This is a genomic window from Bordetella sp. 02P26C-1 (genome assembly GCF_009763255.1).
In the GTDB taxonomy this organism is placed as follows: Bacteria; Pseudomonadota; Gammaproteobacteria; order Burkholderiales; family Burkholderiaceae_B; genus Bordetella_A.
Genome location: NZ_WSJB01000022.1, coordinates 344181 through 361082 on the forward strand (window position 1 = coordinate 344181; position 16902 = coordinate 361082).

At 60.3% G+C, this 16902-nt stretch carries 16 protein-coding genes and 1 tRNA gene; 8 read left to right on the forward strand and 9 right to left on the reverse strand.

Annotated features, from left to right (window positions below):
- The first annotated feature begins 152 nt into the window (after nucleotides 1–152).
- The gene (argG, locus tag GOQ28_RS14210; RefSeq protein WP_160349107.1) at nucleotides 153–1490 is read left to right on the forward strand and encodes an argininosuccinate synthase; all 1338 of its coding nucleotides are present in this window, start codon (nucleotides 153–155) and stop codon (nucleotides 1488–1490) included.
- Nucleotides 1491–1596: 106 nt separating this feature from the next.
- Here the strand turns inward: argG and GOQ28_RS14215 are convergent, their stop codons facing one another.
- From GOQ28_RS14215 to GOQ28_RS14245, 7 genes are all read right to left on the reverse strand, one after another.
- Complete coding sequence (locus tag GOQ28_RS14215) at nucleotides 1597–3498, reverse strand: potassium transporter Kup (RefSeq protein ID WP_160356909.1); 1902 nt, start codon at nucleotides 3496–3498, stop codon at nucleotides 1597–1599.
- A gap of 15 nt (nucleotides 3499–3513) precedes the next feature.
- Nucleotides 3514–4539 carry an ATP-binding protein gene (locus GOQ28_RS14220; protein ID WP_160349120.1) on the reverse strand — a complete coding sequence of 342 codons (1026 nt, stop codon included), beginning with the start codon at nucleotides 4537–4539 and terminating at the stop codon, nucleotides 3514–3516.
- 143 nt (nucleotides 4540–4682) lie between these two features.
- On the reverse strand, nucleotides 4683–5354 hold the full coding sequence (locus GOQ28_RS14225) for a response regulator transcription factor (RefSeq protein ID WP_160356910.1): 672 nt from the start codon (nucleotides 5352–5354) through the stop codon (nucleotides 4683–4685).
- Nucleotides 5355–5496: 142 nt separating this feature from the next.
- Nucleotides 5497–6003 carry an ExbD/TolR family protein gene (locus GOQ28_RS14230; protein WP_160349110.1) on the reverse strand — a complete coding sequence of 169 codons (507 nt, stop codon included), beginning with the start codon at nucleotides 6001–6003 and terminating at the stop codon, nucleotides 5497–5499.
- A complete protein-coding gene (locus tag GOQ28_RS14235; RefSeq protein ID WP_160349111.1) occupies nucleotides 6003–6977 on the reverse strand; it encodes a MotA/TolQ/ExbB proton channel family protein in 975 nt (324 codons plus the stop codon). The genes GOQ28_RS14230 and GOQ28_RS14235 overlap by 1 nt, the downstream gene beginning before the upstream one ends.
- A 1-nt stretch (nucleotide 6978) precedes the next feature.
- Nucleotides 6979–7878, reverse strand: coding sequence for an energy transducer TonB (locus GOQ28_RS14240; RefSeq protein ID WP_160356911.1), 900 nt, complete (start codon nucleotides 7876–7878; stop codon nucleotides 6979–6981).
- Nucleotides 7879–8060: 182 nt separating this feature from the next.
- Nucleotides 8061–8375 (reverse strand): SelT/SelW/SelH family protein, encoded by a 315-nt coding sequence (locus GOQ28_RS14245; protein ID WP_160356912.1) that lies wholly within the window; start codon nucleotides 8373–8375, stop codon nucleotides 8061–8063.
- 254 nt (nucleotides 8376–8629) lie between these two features.
- On the opposite strand from GOQ28_RS14245, the gene GOQ28_RS14250 reads away from it, so the two are divergent.
- From GOQ28_RS14250 to GOQ28_RS14280, 7 genes are all read left to right on the forward strand, one after another.
- Nucleotides 8630–9856 carry an ATP-binding protein gene (locus GOQ28_RS14250; RefSeq protein ID WP_160351304.1) on the forward strand — a complete coding sequence of 409 codons (1227 nt, stop codon included), beginning with the start codon at nucleotides 8630–8632 and terminating at the stop codon, nucleotides 9854–9856.
- Nucleotides 9853–10404 carry a response regulator transcription factor gene (locus tag GOQ28_RS14255; protein ID WP_160351305.1) on the forward strand — a complete coding sequence of 184 codons (552 nt, stop codon included), beginning with the start codon at nucleotides 9853–9855 and terminating at the stop codon, nucleotides 10402–10404. The genes GOQ28_RS14250 and GOQ28_RS14255 overlap by 4 nt, the downstream gene beginning before the upstream one ends.
- A gap of 384 nt (nucleotides 10405–10788) precedes the next feature.
- Entirely contained in the window at nucleotides 10789–11697 is a 909-nt protein-coding gene (gene cyoA, locus GOQ28_RS14260; RefSeq protein ID WP_160356913.1) for a ubiquinol oxidase subunit II, read from the forward strand.
- A complete protein-coding gene (cyoB, locus tag GOQ28_RS14265) occupies nucleotides 11697–13673 on the forward strand; it encodes a cytochrome o ubiquinol oxidase subunit I (protein ID WP_160356914.1) in 1977 nt (658 codons plus the stop codon). The genes cyoA and cyoB overlap by 1 nt, the downstream gene beginning before the upstream one ends.
- Before the next feature lie 3 nt (nucleotides 13674–13676).
- Entirely contained in the window at nucleotides 13677–14303 is a 627-nt protein-coding gene (gene cyoC, locus GOQ28_RS14270; RefSeq protein WP_160351308.1) for a cytochrome o ubiquinol oxidase subunit III, read from the forward strand.
- Entirely contained in the window at nucleotides 14303–14665 is a 363-nt protein-coding gene (gene cyoD / locus GOQ28_RS14275; protein ID WP_160351309.1) for a cytochrome o ubiquinol oxidase subunit IV, read from the forward strand. Before cyoC ends, cyoD begins: the two co-directional genes overlap by 1 nt.
- 117 nt (nucleotides 14666–14782) lie before the next feature.
- A tRNA-Val gene (locus GOQ28_RS14280) sits at nucleotides 14783–14858 on the forward strand.
- 96 nt (nucleotides 14859–14954) lie between these two features.
- On the opposite strand, the gene GOQ28_RS14285 is transcribed toward GOQ28_RS14280, so the two are convergent.
- Entirely contained in the window at nucleotides 14955–15227 is a 273-nt protein-coding gene (locus tag GOQ28_RS14285) for an HU family DNA-binding protein (RefSeq protein ID WP_003812968.1), read from the reverse strand.
- A gap of 361 nt (nucleotides 15228–15588) precedes the next feature.
- A complete protein-coding gene (locus GOQ28_RS14290; RefSeq protein WP_160356915.1) occupies nucleotides 15589–16830 on the reverse strand; it encodes a cystathionine gamma-synthase family protein in 1242 nt (413 codons plus the stop codon).
- Nucleotides 16831–16902: the final 72 nt, after the last annotated feature.

Genomic DNA, 16902 nt, shown 5'->3' on the forward strand with positions numbered 1-16902 from the left:
GCATGGCATGACGGTGCCCGCGATGCGCATGCAAACGCGCTAAAATGGCCGATTCGGCAGCGATGCCCGGCCCTTCGTGGGCCTCTGGCCTTGCCTCTCCGTCGCCCTTTTGTTTCGTCCTATACGTCCCCGTAGGCGCTTTAGATCACACCATGACCACAATTCTTCCCAATCTGCCCCTCGGCCAGAAAGTCGGCATCGCCTTTTCGGGCGGCCTGGATACCAGCGCGGCCCTGCTGTGGATGCGCAACAATGGCGTCATCCCCTACGCCTACACTGCCAACCTCGGTCAACCTGACGAATCCGATTACGACGAGATCCCGCGCAAGGCCCTGGCCTACGGCGCTGAAAAAGCCCGTTTGATCGACTGCCGCGCACAGCTCGTGGCCGAAGGCATCGCCGCCTTGCAGGCAGGCGCCTTCCACGTCTCGACCGGCGGCCTGACGTACTTCAACACCACGCCTATCGGCCGCGCCGTCACGGGCACCATGCTCGTGGCCGCCATGAAAGAAGACGACGTCAACATCTGGGGCGACGGCAGCACGTTCAAGGGCAACGACATCGAGCGCTTCTATCGCTACGGTTTGCTCACCAACCCCAACCTGCAGATCTACAAGCCCTGGCTCGACCAGCGCTTCATCGACGAACTCGGCGGCCGTTCCGAGATGTCCGAGTACATGCGTCAGGCGGGCTTCGACTACAAGATGTCGGCCGAAAAAGCCTACTCGACCGATTCGAACCTGCTGGGCGCGACCCACGAAGCCAAGGACCTAGAACACCTGAACTCCGGCATCCGCATCGTCAAGCCCATCATGGGCGTGGCATTCTGGCGCGATGACGTCGAGGTCAAGGCCGAGGAAGTCACCATCCGCTTCGAGGAAGGCCAACCGGTCGCCCTCAACGGCGTCGAATACGCCGACCCGGTCGAACTGATGCTCGAAGCCAACCGCATCGGCGGCCGTCATGGCCTGGGCATGAGCGACCAGATCGAGAACCGCATCATCGAAGCCAAGAGCCGCGGCATCTACGAAGCCCCGGGCATGGCGCTGCTGTTCATCGCCTACGAGCGCTTGGTCACGGGCATCCATAACGAAGACACCATCGAGCAATACCGCGACAACGGCCGCAAGCTGGGCCGTCTGCTGTACCAAGGCCGCTGGTTCGATCCGCAAGCCATCATGCTGCGCGAAACCGCTCAGCGTTGGGTCGCGCGCGCGGTCACGGGCGAAGTCACGCTGGAACTGCGCCGGGGCAACGACTATTCGTTGTTGAACACCGAATCGCCCAACCTGACCTACGCGCCCGAGCGCCTGTCGATGGAAAAAGTCGAGAACGCACCCTTCACGCCGGCCGACCGTATCGGCCAGCTGACGATGCGTAACCTGGACATTACCGACACGCGCGCCAAGCTCTTCACGTACGTGCAGACTGGCTTGCTCGCCTCGTCGGGCACGGCGCTGCCTCAGTTGAAGGACTCTGGCAAGAAGTAAACGCGCAAGCTCACAAGCGCAGACATAACGGCCGCCACCTTCGGGTGAGCGGCCGTTTGTTTTACAGCGTCAGGGCGATCGTTGGTCTCTTACCCGCAGACTCGCTTCAGATCTCAACCTGCATGCCCATTTCCACCACGCGATTGGGCGGGATCTTGAAGAACAGTGTGCTGCGCATGGCATTACGTGCCATGAACGAGAATACACCCATGCGCCAGCGCCCCATGGCCGGCTGACGCGCGGCCACAATCGTCTGGCGCGATAAGAAATACGAGGTACGCATCGGCTCCAGGTCGATTTCCGGATACGCCTCGGAGATCAGTCTGAGCACATGCGGCACGTTCGGGTCTTCCTTAAAGCCATAGTGCACGGCGATCTGCCAGCTATCCATGCCCACAGGCTCGACCAGGAATCGCTCTTCATCCGACACGTAGGGCACGTCCACGACTTCCAGCGTGAGAAATACCGTGTATTCGTGCAGCACCTTGTTGTGCTTCAGATTATGCAGCAAGGCGGCGGGCACCCTGCCAGGCGTCATCGTCAAGAAGACTGCCGTCCCTGGTACACGCGCCGGCGGATGCTGCTGCAACTGCTCCAGAAACGCGGGTAGCGCTTCCTGATCGCGCTGGTGTCGCAAGGCTAAAAGCTGTCGCCCGCGGCGCCAGGTCATCATCAAGGAAAACATCACGATGCCCACCATCAAGGGTAGCCATCCGCCTTCGTGAATCTTTGCCGCATTCGCGCTGAAGAGCAATAGATCCACCAGCAGGAAAACGCCAAGCGCGCTCAGCCACAACGCGCGTCGCATGCCAGTCGAGCCGCGCGGCAACACCGTAAACGCCAGCAGGGTAGTCGTGAGCATCGTCCCGGTCACGGCAAAGCCATAGGCTGCGGCGAGATTTTCAGAACTCTGGAACACCAGCACAAGAATCAACACCGACACCAGGAGCCACGCGTTCACTTGCGGCAGATAGATCTGCCCCTTCTCTGCGGCAGAGGTGTGCAGAATCTGCATGCGTGGCCAATACCCGAGTTGGATCGCCTGACGCGTTACCGAGAACGCCCCGGAAATCACCGCCTGCGCCGCGACGACGGTGGCTACCGTCGCCAGCATCACCAAGGGCACCAACGCCCACTGCGGCGCCATCAGAAAAAAGGGATTGCGTATCGCCGTCGGGTCCTGCAGCAGCAATGCGCCCTGCCCAAAATAGCAAAGCCCCAACGCCGGCAACACCATCGAGAACCAGGCGCGTCGGATTGCCTGCCTGCCAAAATGACCCATATCCGCGTACAAGGCTTCGGCGCCGGTCAAGGCCAGCACCACGGCACCGAGCAGCACAAAGCTGCGTCCTGGGAACTCTGCAATGAACTGCAGGCCGATCAGGGGATTCAACGCTTCCAATACCTGCGGGGCATGCACAATTTGCCTCAGACCCAGCGCAGCCATCGTCGCGAACCACACCGCCATCACCGGCCCGAACAGCCGCCCCATCGCACCTGTACCTTGGTGCTGTATCAAAAATAAAACCAGCAACACAAGCAACGCTAGCGGCACGACCCACGGATCCAGCCTGTGCGACACGACGCCTATGCCCTCCAGTGCGGATAACACCGATATGGCCGGCGTGATGATGCTGTCGCCGTAGAACAGCGCCGCACCAAAAATACCCAAGACCACGAGCAGCAAACGCGCGCGCCCTGCCCGTCCACGCACCGCCAGCTCCAATAGCGCCAAGGTGCCGCCTTCGCCCCGGTTATCGGCTCGCAGCACCAGCATCACATACTTGAACGACACGACCAGCATGAGCAGCCAGAACAAGATCGACAGCACACCGAGTACATGATGTGGCTCGACCCGATCGAAGCCGGCCAGACACGCGCGCAGGGTATAGAGTGGACTGGTGCCGATATCACCATAAACCACGCCAAGCGCACCCAGCATCAGCGCGGCGTGCTTAGTCGACGCATGCGCGGTGGACACCGCGGGATCCTGCCCAGTCGAACTCATCGGACCTCCAATCGCTCAGGATGTACGATCCTGCCGAGTCAACTGCGCCCCTTTGCGGGGCCCCGGAAACACCACGGATAAACGCGTGCCCGCGTACTCGGGCCGGCTTGTCAGCTTCCACCAGGCGCCATGGGCGTGGGCGATCTCGCGCACGATCGCCAGGCCCAGTCCGGACCCGCCCGCGCCATTGCCCGGCGAACGATAAAAGGCCTCGAAGACCCGCTCGCGTTCCTCGGGCGGTATGCCCGGGCCATCGTCCTCGACGACCAAGGTCGGCGGATTCTCGCCCACGGTCAGCGTGATGCGGCCCGTATCGTTGCCGTAGCGCACGGCATTGTCGATCAGATTGCCCAGCAACTCGTCCAACAGCAACGGATCGCCATCGATCCACACCGGATGATCAGGCGCTACCAGATCGATTGCGAAATGCTCGGCGTGGGCATGAGGGATCCATTCCGCGCCGCTCGCCCTCACCCAATCGCAGAGATCGATACGGACAAAACTATCCTGAGGGCGCGCATTGGGGTCGGCGCGCGCCAACACCAGCAACTGCTGACCCAATCGGATCATGCGATCGCTGACCGCCTTGATGCGCTGCGCGCGCACGCGAACATCGTCGGGCAGCGGCCGTGAGAGCATGAGCTCGGATTCCATGCGCAGCCCGCTTAACGGGGTGCGCAGTTGATGGGCCGCGTGGCCGATGAATCGACGTTGCGCGGCAAGCGATGCGTCCAGCCTCAACAAGAGGTCATTGGTATGCCGCACGAGCGGCTCGATCTCCGCCGGCACGCCAGCGACTTCCAAGGGCTGCATATCGTCGATCGAACGCTGACGGATTTCTTCGGACAGATGGTTGACCGACCGCAGGCCGGAGCGCACGCCCTGCACGATCACAAAGGCAAAGACGGCGACCAGCACAGCTTGTCCGCCGACCATCAGCCAAAAGAAGTCCTCCAGCATCCACCCGGCCATATCCAGCTTATGACTGATGACCCAGGTAGCGATCAGATCCAGAACGACGAGGACAAGGATAGGCGGCAGCAGCCGTTTTACCAGGTAGCGCGCCAGTGACCCTCGTGGAAACGCCCAACGCTCGTTGCCCGGCGCACTGCCAGGAGATGAACTCGAGGCCGACGACTGAGGTGGCACTTTCGCACCATGAGGCTCGGGCCGACGCGAGATGTTCACGCGGACTGCGTCTCCAGCATATAACCGAAGCCACGCACTGTCAGAATACTGGCGCCCGTGCCCTCAAGACGTTTACGCAGACGGTACACATAGACCTCCACTGCGTTCTCGCTGAAGTCGGCATCCCACGCCGATAAGGAATTTACGATCTGGCGCTTCGTCACTACACGGCCGGCGCGGGCCATCAACATTTCCAGCACCGACAGTTCACGCACCGACAGCGACAGACGCTGCCCATTGGCGCGCACCTCGCGCCCGACGGTATCGAAGCTCAAGGGACCGACTTCGATCAGTGGCTGTACCTGCCCCGCCCTACGACGGCCAAAAACGCGCACGCGCGCGGCCAGTTCAGGCAGGTCAAAAGGCTTGGTGACGTAGTCGTCCGCGCCGGCGTCCAGCCCGGCGACGCGGTCTTCCAGACCATCGCGCGCCGTCACGATCAACACCGGCACCTGATTGCCGTCCTGTCGCAATTGCCGCAATACATCCAGACCACTGCGTCCGGGCAAGTTCAAATCCAGCAACAGCAGGTCATAGGCCTGTCCGGCGAGCGCGCCGATGACCTTATCCCCGTCCGTCAGCCAGTCGACCGCATACCCCTGATCGGCCAGGAACTCCTGAAGCGCATGGCCCAGGGTGGTGTCGTCTTCAATAACAAGTACTCGCATGGCGGCATTCTAGCGCGAAGGGGAAAAGGGAAGAAACCAAAAGATCGCACCGCCTCACTACAAAAGCACTACGCCAGCTCTGGCGACGCACATGGCGCACCACAGCTGGCGTAGTGATGCAGAGGAGCCGGTCCTCGCGGCCTTACTGTGCCGGGGCAGGCGCGGCCGGCTGAGCGGCAGGCGGCGTCACCGCTGAGGGCTGACCCGCGGCAGCCGCAGGCGCACCGCCATCCGGTGCCGGCGTCGTAATGAAACCGATCTTGGCCAGGCCAGACCGCCGCGCGGCAGCCATCACTTTCGCCAACACCTCATACCGCGTATTCAGATCGGCGCGAATGCGCAGCTCAGGTTGCGGCTTGTTCTGCGCCATGGTCAGGAATCGATTGGGCAGATCGTCAATGGCCACCGGCTGATCGTCCCAGAACAAGGCGCCCGCCGCATCGATCGCCAGATCCACGCTCTTGGGCTCCTGCTCAATCGGCTCCGAGCTGACCTGCGGCATATTGATGCGCACCGAATGCGCCATCAAAGGCGCCGTGATGATGAAAATCACCAGCAGCACCAGCATGACGTCGATCAGCGGCACCATGTTGATTTCCGACACGGTGTGGCCGCCGGGACCCTTGCTGTCGAAGCTGCCAAAAGCCATTATTGCGCTCCCCGGCCGTTCCCATTTTGGGCGTGGCGACGCAGCGCACGCACCTTACCATCCGACAACTCTACCTGCTGACCCGTGCTCAAAAAGGCAAACAGGTCGTGCGCGAAAGCGTCCAAGCGCGAGAGGAACACACGGTTATTACGAACAAAGGCGTTATAGGCCAGCACCGCTGGGATGGCCACGGCCAGGCCCAGGCCGGTCATGATCAGCGCTTCGCCCACCGGGCCCGCGATACGATTAATCGTCACGCCATCGGCCAGACCAATACCCACCAGTGCGTGATACACGCCCCACACCGTACCGAACAACCCAACGAACGGCGCAGTCGAGCCCACCGAGGCCAGAACGGTCAAGCCGTTCTCGAGTTTCGCCGTTTCCTCGTCGATGACCTTGCGCATGGTGCGGGTAACGAATTCGCCGTTGCCGCCGGATTCTTCCAGCTTGGTGGCGCCAAACTTCGCATGATGCTTTTGCGCATGCATGGCATGACTGGTCAAATGCGAGAAAGGATCGTTCGCGCCGTGCGTGACGATTTCATTTTCAACCTGCTCCAACGAGCTGGAATTCCAAAACTTGTTCAGAAATTCGTACGAGCGGCGGCGCATGCGCACATTGCTGATGAACTTGACCAGGATCAGGTACCAGGTCACCAGCGACATGACGATCAGGATAAAAAACAGGCCTTTGCCGACAAAATCGCTTTGCGCGATAAAGTGCATAAAACCCATATCCGGCGCCGCGCCCTGCATCCCGGCAGCCGCTGACTGCAGGGTATTGCCTGCCTGCGACAACGCAGGCCCGGACTGCTGCAGCGCGTCGCTGGCCAGCTGCGTGCCGGCAGCCGCATTAGACACGGCAGAATCAATCGCCCCGCCTGCCGCTGGCGCGGCACTGGAGGCAGCAGGCGCTGCCGGCGTGGTGCTCGCCTGCGCCACCAGAATGGCGTTTTGCATAGCGTTGGACATCTCAGTTCCTCATCACGAAATCGAACGGTAATTTGGCCTTGGCGGGGTACGCCACGCCATTGCGCATCAAGGGTTTGAACCGCGCTTTACGCGCGGCCGTCAACGCGGACTCATCGAGACGGGGGAAACCCGAGCTCTTATCGATTGTGGCTTTTTGCACGATGCCGCTGGTATTGATCTCCACCAGAATAATCACCCGCCCCTCTTCACGGAAACGACGCGACATGCTGGGGTACTCCGGCATTGGCCGACGACCCACGTATTCCACGCTGGAGACCATGATAGGTTGATCCGGCGGCGGACCTTGAACCGGCGCCTGGTTCACCTTGCCACCCTCGGGCGTGCCGGAGGGCGGCGCCACGGGCGGGGTCGGCGCGGGTTTCGGCGCAGGGGCAGGCTTTGGCGGTTTCGGTTTTTCTACCGGTTTCTCGACCTTTGGCTTCGGCTTGGGCTGAGGCTTTGGCTTGGGCTTAGGTGCGGGCTCCGGCACAGGCGGCGGCGGAATGACCGGCTCGGGTTCCGGCTCCGGTTCAGGCTCGACCACGGGTTCTGGCTCGGGCTCGACGACGGGTTCGGGCTCAGGTTCCGGCTCGACGATGGGCTCGGGTTCGGGATCCGGCGGCACCACCTCGGGCTCCGGCTCGGGCGGTACGGGCTCCGTCTGCGGTTCTGGCTGTGGCTCTTCGGCGGGCTCGGCCTTGGCGATTTCGGGCACAGGCGCCTCGATCACGCTGACCATAATGGTCTCAGGTTCGGTCAACTCCGGTTTCGTCTCCTCTGGCATCCAAAATATCGCTCCCAGAACCGCCATATGCACTGCCAGCACCGTGAGACCGGCGCCTATGCGTAAAGCTGTGGAGGACTGCGGACCAGAAGACCAACCGTGTTGAAGACGAGGCATGAATCAGCCAAAAAGCGTCAGAGTGTGCGCCGACTACGCCACCGGCACCACGCCGGAAACGCCGATACCGGCAAATTCCAAGTCCGTCATCATATAGCAAATGCGAATGATTCGCACATACTTTTGGGCATTTGTTTCTGAATATGGACATCTACCGTGTCAGCGCACGCCCACGCTAACGCTTACGATTCCTCGTTATCGTCCTTCTTGTGTTTGCGGTCAATATGACCCATATCCCGGCCCGGATCGATTCTGTCGCGCACCCGTTGCTTCAATGCCTTGGCATCGGGGAACCCTCCATCGTTTTGGCGGTCCCATATCAGTCGCTCGTCACAGTAAATGCGAAATACGCCTCCCGTGCCGGGCACTAGCGTCACGCCACCGAGATCGGTACTGAAGGTAGATAGCAGCTCCTGCGCCATCCACGCGGCCCGCAGCAGCCACTGGCACTGCGTGCAATAAGTAATAGTCACTTTAGGACGATTCGTATCCGTCATGTTGTCAATCTCCTAGCCAGCGGTGCATCGATGACCCGCGGCATCATGATTAGCGGGCCCGCGCGCGCGCCTGCCCCATCGGCCACCCCAGCATCTTGCAGCGCAGCACCGGCAGCGGAATCACAATACAATAGAGAGCGTTCCGCCGGCAGTTTGGGGAACATTCGTTCTGCGCCGTCGAGGCGCATCGTCGTCGCTTGTGCCGCGCCCCGGGGGCTTGGCTAGTGCGCCAATTCCCTGCCCTGTTTGCTGTCATGCCTGGTAGTTCCGCTAATTCTTTCCTGCGTTCGCTCTGCATGCTGCGATGGCTCGCCATTGCCGGCCAGGCGGCGACCGTGCTGGTCGCCAGCTACCTGTTGGATCTGAGCCTGCCGCAAGGTCCATTATGGGCGGGCATCGGCGTGTTGGTGACGTTCAATCTCTACGCCACGCTTCGGGTGCATCGTAATCGCGCCGAGGTCAGCCCCGGCATTGCATTCGCCCATCTGCTGGTTGACATCTCGGTGCTGGCCTGGATGCTCGGCTGGAGCGGCGGCATCCACAACCCGTTTGGGCTGATGTTCCTGATCCTGATCGCACTGGCTGCACTGGCGCTGCCGCGCGGCTGGGCCCTGGCGGCCGCCATGGCTTGCCTGACGGGGTATTTGATCTCGGGACTGTTCGGTCAGCCTCTGGTGGGCTACCACAACCCCTATTCCCTTATCGTCTCGGGCATCGCCGCCAGTTTCCTGATCTCGGCGATGGTCGTGCTGGTTTTTTCGACGCGTCTGGCCGCTGATCTGCGCAGCCGCGAACGCGAGCTGGCGGCGCTGCGTGAACGCTTTACCCGCAACGAAGGCATCGTCGCCCTGGCCACGCACGCTGCAGCCATGGCGCATGAACTCAATACCCCGTTGGCCACGATGACGCTGTTGGCTGACGAAATCGCGGCCGAGGTCGAGACCGACGAATTGCGCGCCGATGCCGAGCTGCTCGGCCAATTGCTCGCGCTTTGCCGTGAACGTATACGCAATCTGGCAGTACCCACCGAAGTCGATCTGGTGCGCGAGGTCAGCCAGTGGCGTCTCGTGCGCCCGACCATCGAACTGAATCGCACGGGCGACTTGCCCAGCACGCTGCGCATCGAGCCCGCTATCTCTCATTTAATACAGGCATTGCTGAATAACGCCGCCGATGCCGGCGAAGCCGCCGGCAACCCGCGCGTGGACCTGCATCTGGAATATCGCGACGGCGCACTGGAAGGCGAAGTGCGCGATCATGGTCATGGATTCGATCCCGATCATTCACTTTTGCCCGCGACCAGTCTGTTCAATAGCGAGAAGCCGGGCGGTCTGGGTGTGGGACTGGCGTTGTCTCACGCCACCGTCGAACAGCTCGGCGGTGAAATGACCATGACCCCTGCCGAAGGCGGCGGCACGCGTATCCGCTTTCACCTGCCCCTGACGCCGCTGGCGACACGGGGCACCGGAGTTACTGCATGAACACCTCAGAAGTCGGTCTGCTGATCGATGACGACGAACTCTATCTGCGTACGCTGCAGCGCAGCCTTGCGCGCCACAACCTGGAAACGCGTATCGCCACCAGCATCGCCGAAGCGCTGCGCGTCGCCGAAGAGACCCTGCCCTCGTTTGCGCTGGTGGATTTGCGCCTGGGCGAAGATTCCGGCCTCACGCTCATCCGTCCGCTGCGCGCCTTGCGCGCGGATATGCGGATTCTGCTGGTCACCGGATACGCCAGCGTGGCCACCGCGGTAGAAGCCATCAAACGCGGTGCCGATGATTATTTACCCAAGCCTGCTACCGCGCCCATGATTTTGCGCGCGCTCGGCCTGACCAAGCCGGAATCGGCCGCGATCGAAACAACGATGACGCCCTTGCATCGTCTGGAATGGGAACACATTCAACAGGCGTTGCACGAAAGCGGCGGCAATGTGTCGGCGGCTGCGCGTCTGCTTGGCATGCACCGGCGTTCTCTTCAACGCAAGCTCGCGAAAAAGCCGGGACCGGAACGCGATATGTTGGTCGATTGAAGCTGTCGTTCACGCGGCGAGTGCTGTATGCTAGGAACCCTGAAGCCACAGACCGCGTCCACGTGCCGGACACACACGCACGAAGCCACGGAACGCGTTGGAAGACGAATGTTGACGTTTTCCATCACATTCGGCTCCTTTCAAAGCGAATGCTTTGATTACCCTGCGACGAATTGTCGCACCCGGTTTGCCGCAATGAATTCGGCTGGCCCCTAAGGGTCACAGGCGTTTACAATACCGCCGCTTTTTCCGCGATGCGACCTTTAGTCGCACCTTTGTGTTGCATCAAAAGACTAGCATTGCGGCTTCACCGCAACCTGCGTCGTCACACCACGCAGGCTGCATTTCTTGCCGGTTTCGGCAGTTAACCCCACAAGGTTGTACGTGAAACACCCCCACTTCACCACAGTCGGGCGAACGCTCGGTATTGGTGCGCTTATGCTGCTCAGCGGTTGCACGTTGGAAGTGCTTGCGCCCAAAGGCGACATCGGAGCCCAAGAAAAGACCCTGTTGATCACTGCCACGGCACTTATGCTGCTCGTCGTGGTCCCCGTCATATTCATGACGCTGTATTTCGCCTGGAAATACCGGTCGACCAATACGAAAGCGGTCTATATGCCGCGCTGGTCGCACTCGACGCGCATCGAATTGGTGGTCTGGACCATTCCGCTGATCATCGTGGCCATTCTGGCCGTGCTGACGTATCGCTCTACGCACGCGCTGGATCCGTATCGTCCCCTCCAGTCGGAGGTCAAGCCGATCAATATCGACGTCGTCTCGATGGACTGGAAGTGGCTGTTCATCTACCCCGATCACGACATCGCCACCATTAACGAGATCGCATTCCCGGTCGATACGCCCGTGAACTTCCGCATCACGTCCTCCGACATGATGAACGCGTTCTTTATTCCCCAGCTCGGCAGCATGATCTACTCGATGGCCGGCATGGAAACCAAGCTGCACCTGAACGCGACCGAAGCTGGCACCTACGCCGGCATCTCGGCCAACTACAGCGGCGCGGGCTTCTCGGGCATGCGCTTCAAAGCGATTGCCACGACCAACGAAGGCTTCCAGGAATGGATCGAAAAGGCGCGCGCGACCAACAACCCGCTCACGCCCCAAACGTACGAAGCCTTGCGTAAGCCCAGCGAGAACGTGCCCGTTACCTTCTACTCCAGCGCTCCTGCAGGCATGTTCGACAACATCATGCACAGCACGATGAGCAAGATTGCTGGCGTGGATCCGGCAAGCTGCACGCCCACGTCCAAGAATTTGATCGCAGGAAATAACTGATGTTAGGCAAACTCTCTCTTGAGTCCTTTCCGTTTCACGATCCCATTATTCTGGGAACGTTTTGCGCGGTGGTCTTGGGCGGTATCGCACTACTAGGCACCCTCACCTACTTCGGAAAGTGGAAATACCTGTGGACCGAATGGTTCACCTCTGTGGACCATAAGCGCATTGGCGTGATGTACATCATCGTTGCGCTGGTCATGCTGCTGCGCGGCTTTGCCGACGCCATCATGATGCGTGGCCAACAAGCCGTCGCGGTGGCGGATTCGGCCGGTTTCCTGCCGCCGCACCACTACGACCAGGTCTTTACGGCCCACGGCGTCATCATGATCTTCTTCATGGCGATGCCCTTCATCACGGGCCTGATGAACATCGTCGTGCCCCTGCAAATCGGTGCGCGCGACGTGGCCTACCCGTTCCTGAACTCGCTGAGCTTCTGGCTGTTCTGTGTGGGCGTCGTGTTGATGATGCTGTCGCTGTTCGTCGGTGAATTCGCCGCGACCGGCTGGCTGGCTTATCCGCCGCTGTCCGGGCTGGAAGGCAGTCCGGGCGTAGGGGTTGACTACTACATCTGGGCACTCCAGATATCCGGGGTCGGCACAACGTTAAGCGGTATCAACTTCATCGTCACCATCCTGCGTATGCGTACGCCGGGCATGACGCTGATGAAGATGCCCGTCTTCACGTGGACCGCGCTGGTCACCAACATCCTGATCGTCGCTGCCTTCCCCGTGCTGGCCGCTACGCTCGCGCTGCTGACCGCTGACCGCTACCTGGGCATGCACTTCTTCACGAACGATCTTGGCGGCAACGTCATGATGTACGTGAACCTGATCTGGATCTGGGGTCACCCGGAGGTTTACATCCTGATCCTGCCCGTGTTCGGCGCGTTCTCGGAAATCATCGCCACCTTCTCGAAGAAGCCGCTGTTCGGCTACAAGTCCATGGTGTACGCCACGTCCGCCATCGGTATCCTGTCGTTCCTGGTCTGGCTGCACCACTTCTTCACCATGGGCGCGGGCGCTGACGTCAACGCATTCTTCGGTATTGCCACGATGATCATCTCGATCCCGACTGGCGCCAAGGTGTTTAACTGGTTGTTCACCATGTATCGCGGCCGCGTCGAAATGACCACGCCCGTGCTGTGGACCATCGGTTTCATGGTGACCTTCGTGATCGGCGGCATGACCGGCGTGATGATGGCTATCCCCGGTGTGTCGTTCGTGCTGCACAACTCGGTGTTCCTGATTGCTCACTTCCACAACGTGATCATCGGTGGTGTGGTGTTCGGTTGTATCGCCGCCATGACCTACTGGTTCCCGAAAGCGTTCGGGTTCAAGCTGAACGAGCGTCTGGGCAAGTACTCGTTCTGGTGCTGGCTGATCGGCTTCTACCTGGCCTTCATGCCGCTGTACATCATGGGTCTGAAGGGCATGACGCGTCGTCTGAACCACATCGAAGATCCGACGTGGCAGCCGTACCTGATCGTGGCCTTCATCGGCGCCTGCTTTATCGCGGCTGGTATTGGCTTCCTGTTGCTGCAGATCTTTGTCAGTATCCGCGATCGCAAGCAGAACATGGACCTCACTGGCGACCCCTGGGGTGGCCGTACGCTGGAGTGGTCGATTTCCTCGCCCGCGCCCTTCTACAACTTCGCCCATCTGCCCAAGGTCGATCACCTGGATCAGTGGTGGGAAGACAAGGAAACCGGCAAGGCCTACCAGCGTCCGACGCACTACGAAGACATCCATATGCCGCGTAACACTGGCGCCGGCGTCTTCATCGGTTTCTTCGGCCTGGTGATGAGCTTCGGTCTGGTGTGGCACATCTGGTGGTTGGCCATCGTCGGTTTCGTCGGCATGATCGGTTCGTTCATCGCACGTGCCTATGACCGTGACGTGGACTACTACGTACCCGCCAAGGAAGTCGAGCGCATCGAATCCGCCCATTTCGCCAATGTTCAAAAGGCCGTCTGAGCCATGAGTCACGCTGCAACTGTTCATACCCACGGGTCGGGCGCACACGCCGGACACCATGACGAGCATCACGATGACGGATCCAAAACCACAATGGGGTTCTGGATCTACCTGATGAGCGATTTGCTCATCTTCGCGGTGCTGTTCGCCACTTACGCTGTTCTGGGCAATGCCACGGCCGGCGGTCCGACCGCCAAAGACCTGTTCGAACTGCCCTTCGTGCTGGTCGAGACCATGCTGCTGTTGATCAGTAGCTTCACGTTCGGCATCGCCATGCTGAACATGTACGCCGGCAACAAGGGCAAGCTGATCGGCTGGCTGGTTGTAACGGGTCTGTTTGGCGCCGGGTTTATTGGAATGGAAATCTATGAGTTCCTCCATTTCATCCACATCGGCGCTGGCCCGGATCGCAGCGCGTTCCTGTCGGCGTTCTTCACGCTGGTCGGCACGCACGGTCTGCACGTCACCTTCGGTCTGATCTGGATCATCGTCATGATCGACATGGTGCGCCGCTACGGCCTGAATCCGGTCACCAAGCGTCGCATGGCGTGCCTGAGCCTGTTCTGGCACTTCCTGGACATCGTCTGGATCTGCGTGTTTACCTTCGTCTATCTCCTGGGAGCGCTCTGATGTCGCACCACACGACCTCTATCGCAGGCCATGGTCATGATCACGACCATGACCACGCCAACCACGGTTCGGTGAAGTCCTACATCGTTGGCTTCATCCTGTCGCTCATCCTGACCTTGGGATCGTTCGGCTTGCTGATGGTCGAAGGCGTACCCCGGCAGTGGATCGTTCCGGGCATCATGATTCTGTGCGTAGCGCAGCTCTTCGTACAGCTCGTGTTCTTCCTGCACATGGGCACGTCCAAGTCGCAACGCGACAATCTGCAGTCGTTCATCTTTGCTTTGTTCGTGATCGCGATCATCGTGCTGGGCTCGCTCTGGGTGCTGCACAACATGAACGCGAACATGATGCCGGGCATGTAATGTCGGCGTGAATGTCATGCATCACGAACAACGACTAACGGCATTTGCCTCATCTGAATTGCTCGGGTATACTGCCGTCCTCGTTGATCGTGATGCAAAACATCACGCAGCATTCGGGGGTGCTTAGCTCAGCTGGTAGAGCGGCGCCCTTACAAGGCGTAGGTCACAGGTTCGACCCCTGTAGCACCCACCAAAACCCCGAATCAAGCGTTACGCTTCTAGCGTAAAGGCCAATAAAAAAGGCACCGGATTATCCAGGTGCCTTTTTTGTTATATACGCAACCATCAATCAGTTGACGGCGTCCTTCAGGGCCTTGCCCGGACGGAACTTCGGCACTTTGGCCTTTTTGATCTTGATCGTCTCACCGGTACGGGGGTTGCGGCCCGTACGGGCTGCGCGCGCCGACACCGCGAACGTGCCAAAGCCTACCAGCGTCACCGTGCCACCCTTCTTGAGCGTGGTCTTGACGGCACCGATCAGCGCATCCAGCGAACGGCCGGCAGCAGCCTTGGAGATGTCGGCCTTGCTGGCGATATGATCGATGAGTTCGGTTTTGTTCATTCAGGATTACCCCTCACAAGGTATTGGTTCTGTTGGATGCGCGCTAACACCAGAACAGCCGGGCGCCAGCCACGAGGAAGATACGCCATCTGGGGTGCCGCGCATATCGGCGCCCCCGCCAGACGTCAGGGCGAAATTGCTACGTCGCGGAGGCGCCCGTACCGAAAAAGGCACGCGCACATCAGCGACGCCAGAACATATTAGGCCCCGGGTCGCGACGCCGTCAAGAGGACATCCGGCCTGTAACCCGCGTGGATATTAGCTCTTGGGCCATCACAGCCCGATGGCGCAACGATGGATTTCCGCAACAATCCGGCAGGCGCGTCGCCACGAATCGCAATAGATCAATGGCGACAAGAACCTAGCTACGACATCCTTGCAACGCTTGATCGAAATCGTGCAACAAATCGGCCTGATCTTCGATACCCACCGAAACGCGGATCAGACTATCTGCAATCCCCATTTGCGCACGCCGCTCCGCGCCCATTTCGTAATAGATGGTGTGCGCCGCCGGCAATGCCAGACTACGGGTGTCTCCCAGGTGCGTCGCCATCAGCACGATCTGCAATCGATTCAGAAAATCAAAGCAGTCGATGCCATCGGCCAGCTCTATGCCCAGCAGACCGCCGAACCGATTGTTAAACAGCTGCGCGGCACGCGTGTGTTGGGGGTGAGTGGGCAGACCGGGGTAATGTACCTTGGTCACGCCCGGGTGCGCATCGAGCATCTTCGCCAGAGCCAGCGCGTTGCTGCAATGCGCCGCCATGCGCAGAGCCAAGGTCTCGGCACCGACGGCGATACGGTGCGCGGCATCCGCTGACAACGTGCCGCCCATATCGCGCAGGCCCTTCTTCTTGATCTGCAATAGACCCCAGCCCGTGGACGCGCCCTTGCGATAGCTATCGTAGATGTTGGGGTAGCTGGCCCAGTCATACAGACCGGTATCGGTGATCGCGCCGCCCAGCGCATCGCCATGGCCACTCACATACTTCGATAGCGAATTCATCACCAGCGACGCTCCCACCGAGCGCCCTTGGAACAACCACGGCGAGGTCAAGGTATTATCAATCACATACACCAGCCCGCGCTCGCGGCACAGCTCCCCGATGCCGGCGAGATCGGCGATCTGCGTGCCGGGGTTGGCGATGGTTTCCGTAAAGACCATGCGCGTATTGGGCTGCACGGCCGCGCGAACCTGTTCTATATCGGTCGGATCGACGTAGGTGACTTCCACGCCGAGCTCCATCAGCGTCAAGAACAGGCTGTTGGTATTGCCGAACACATACTGGCTCGACAACAAATGATCGCCCTTGCGCAACAGCGTCGTAAACACCGCCGCCAGCGATGCCATCCCCGTCGCGAAGCTCACGCTGGCGACACCGCCTTCCATCTGAGTGATCTTGGCTTCGAGCGCGGCCGTCGTCGGCGTGCCCTGACGGCCATAGGTGTAGCCTGCCTTGCCTTGAAACACGGCAGCCAGCTCACGAGCGTCCGCATAGGCGAACTCGGAAGAGGTATGGATGGGCTTATGCACCGCGCCGTGCTCGACGGTTTGATGGCGGTCGGAATGGAGGATCGTAGTTGTGAAGCCGTTCTTGTGCATGATGGGCAACTGAATAAGTAATTAGGTCGTTTAGCGTGCCGGATTGGCGACCTGTATCGCCGCAGCCGGGGC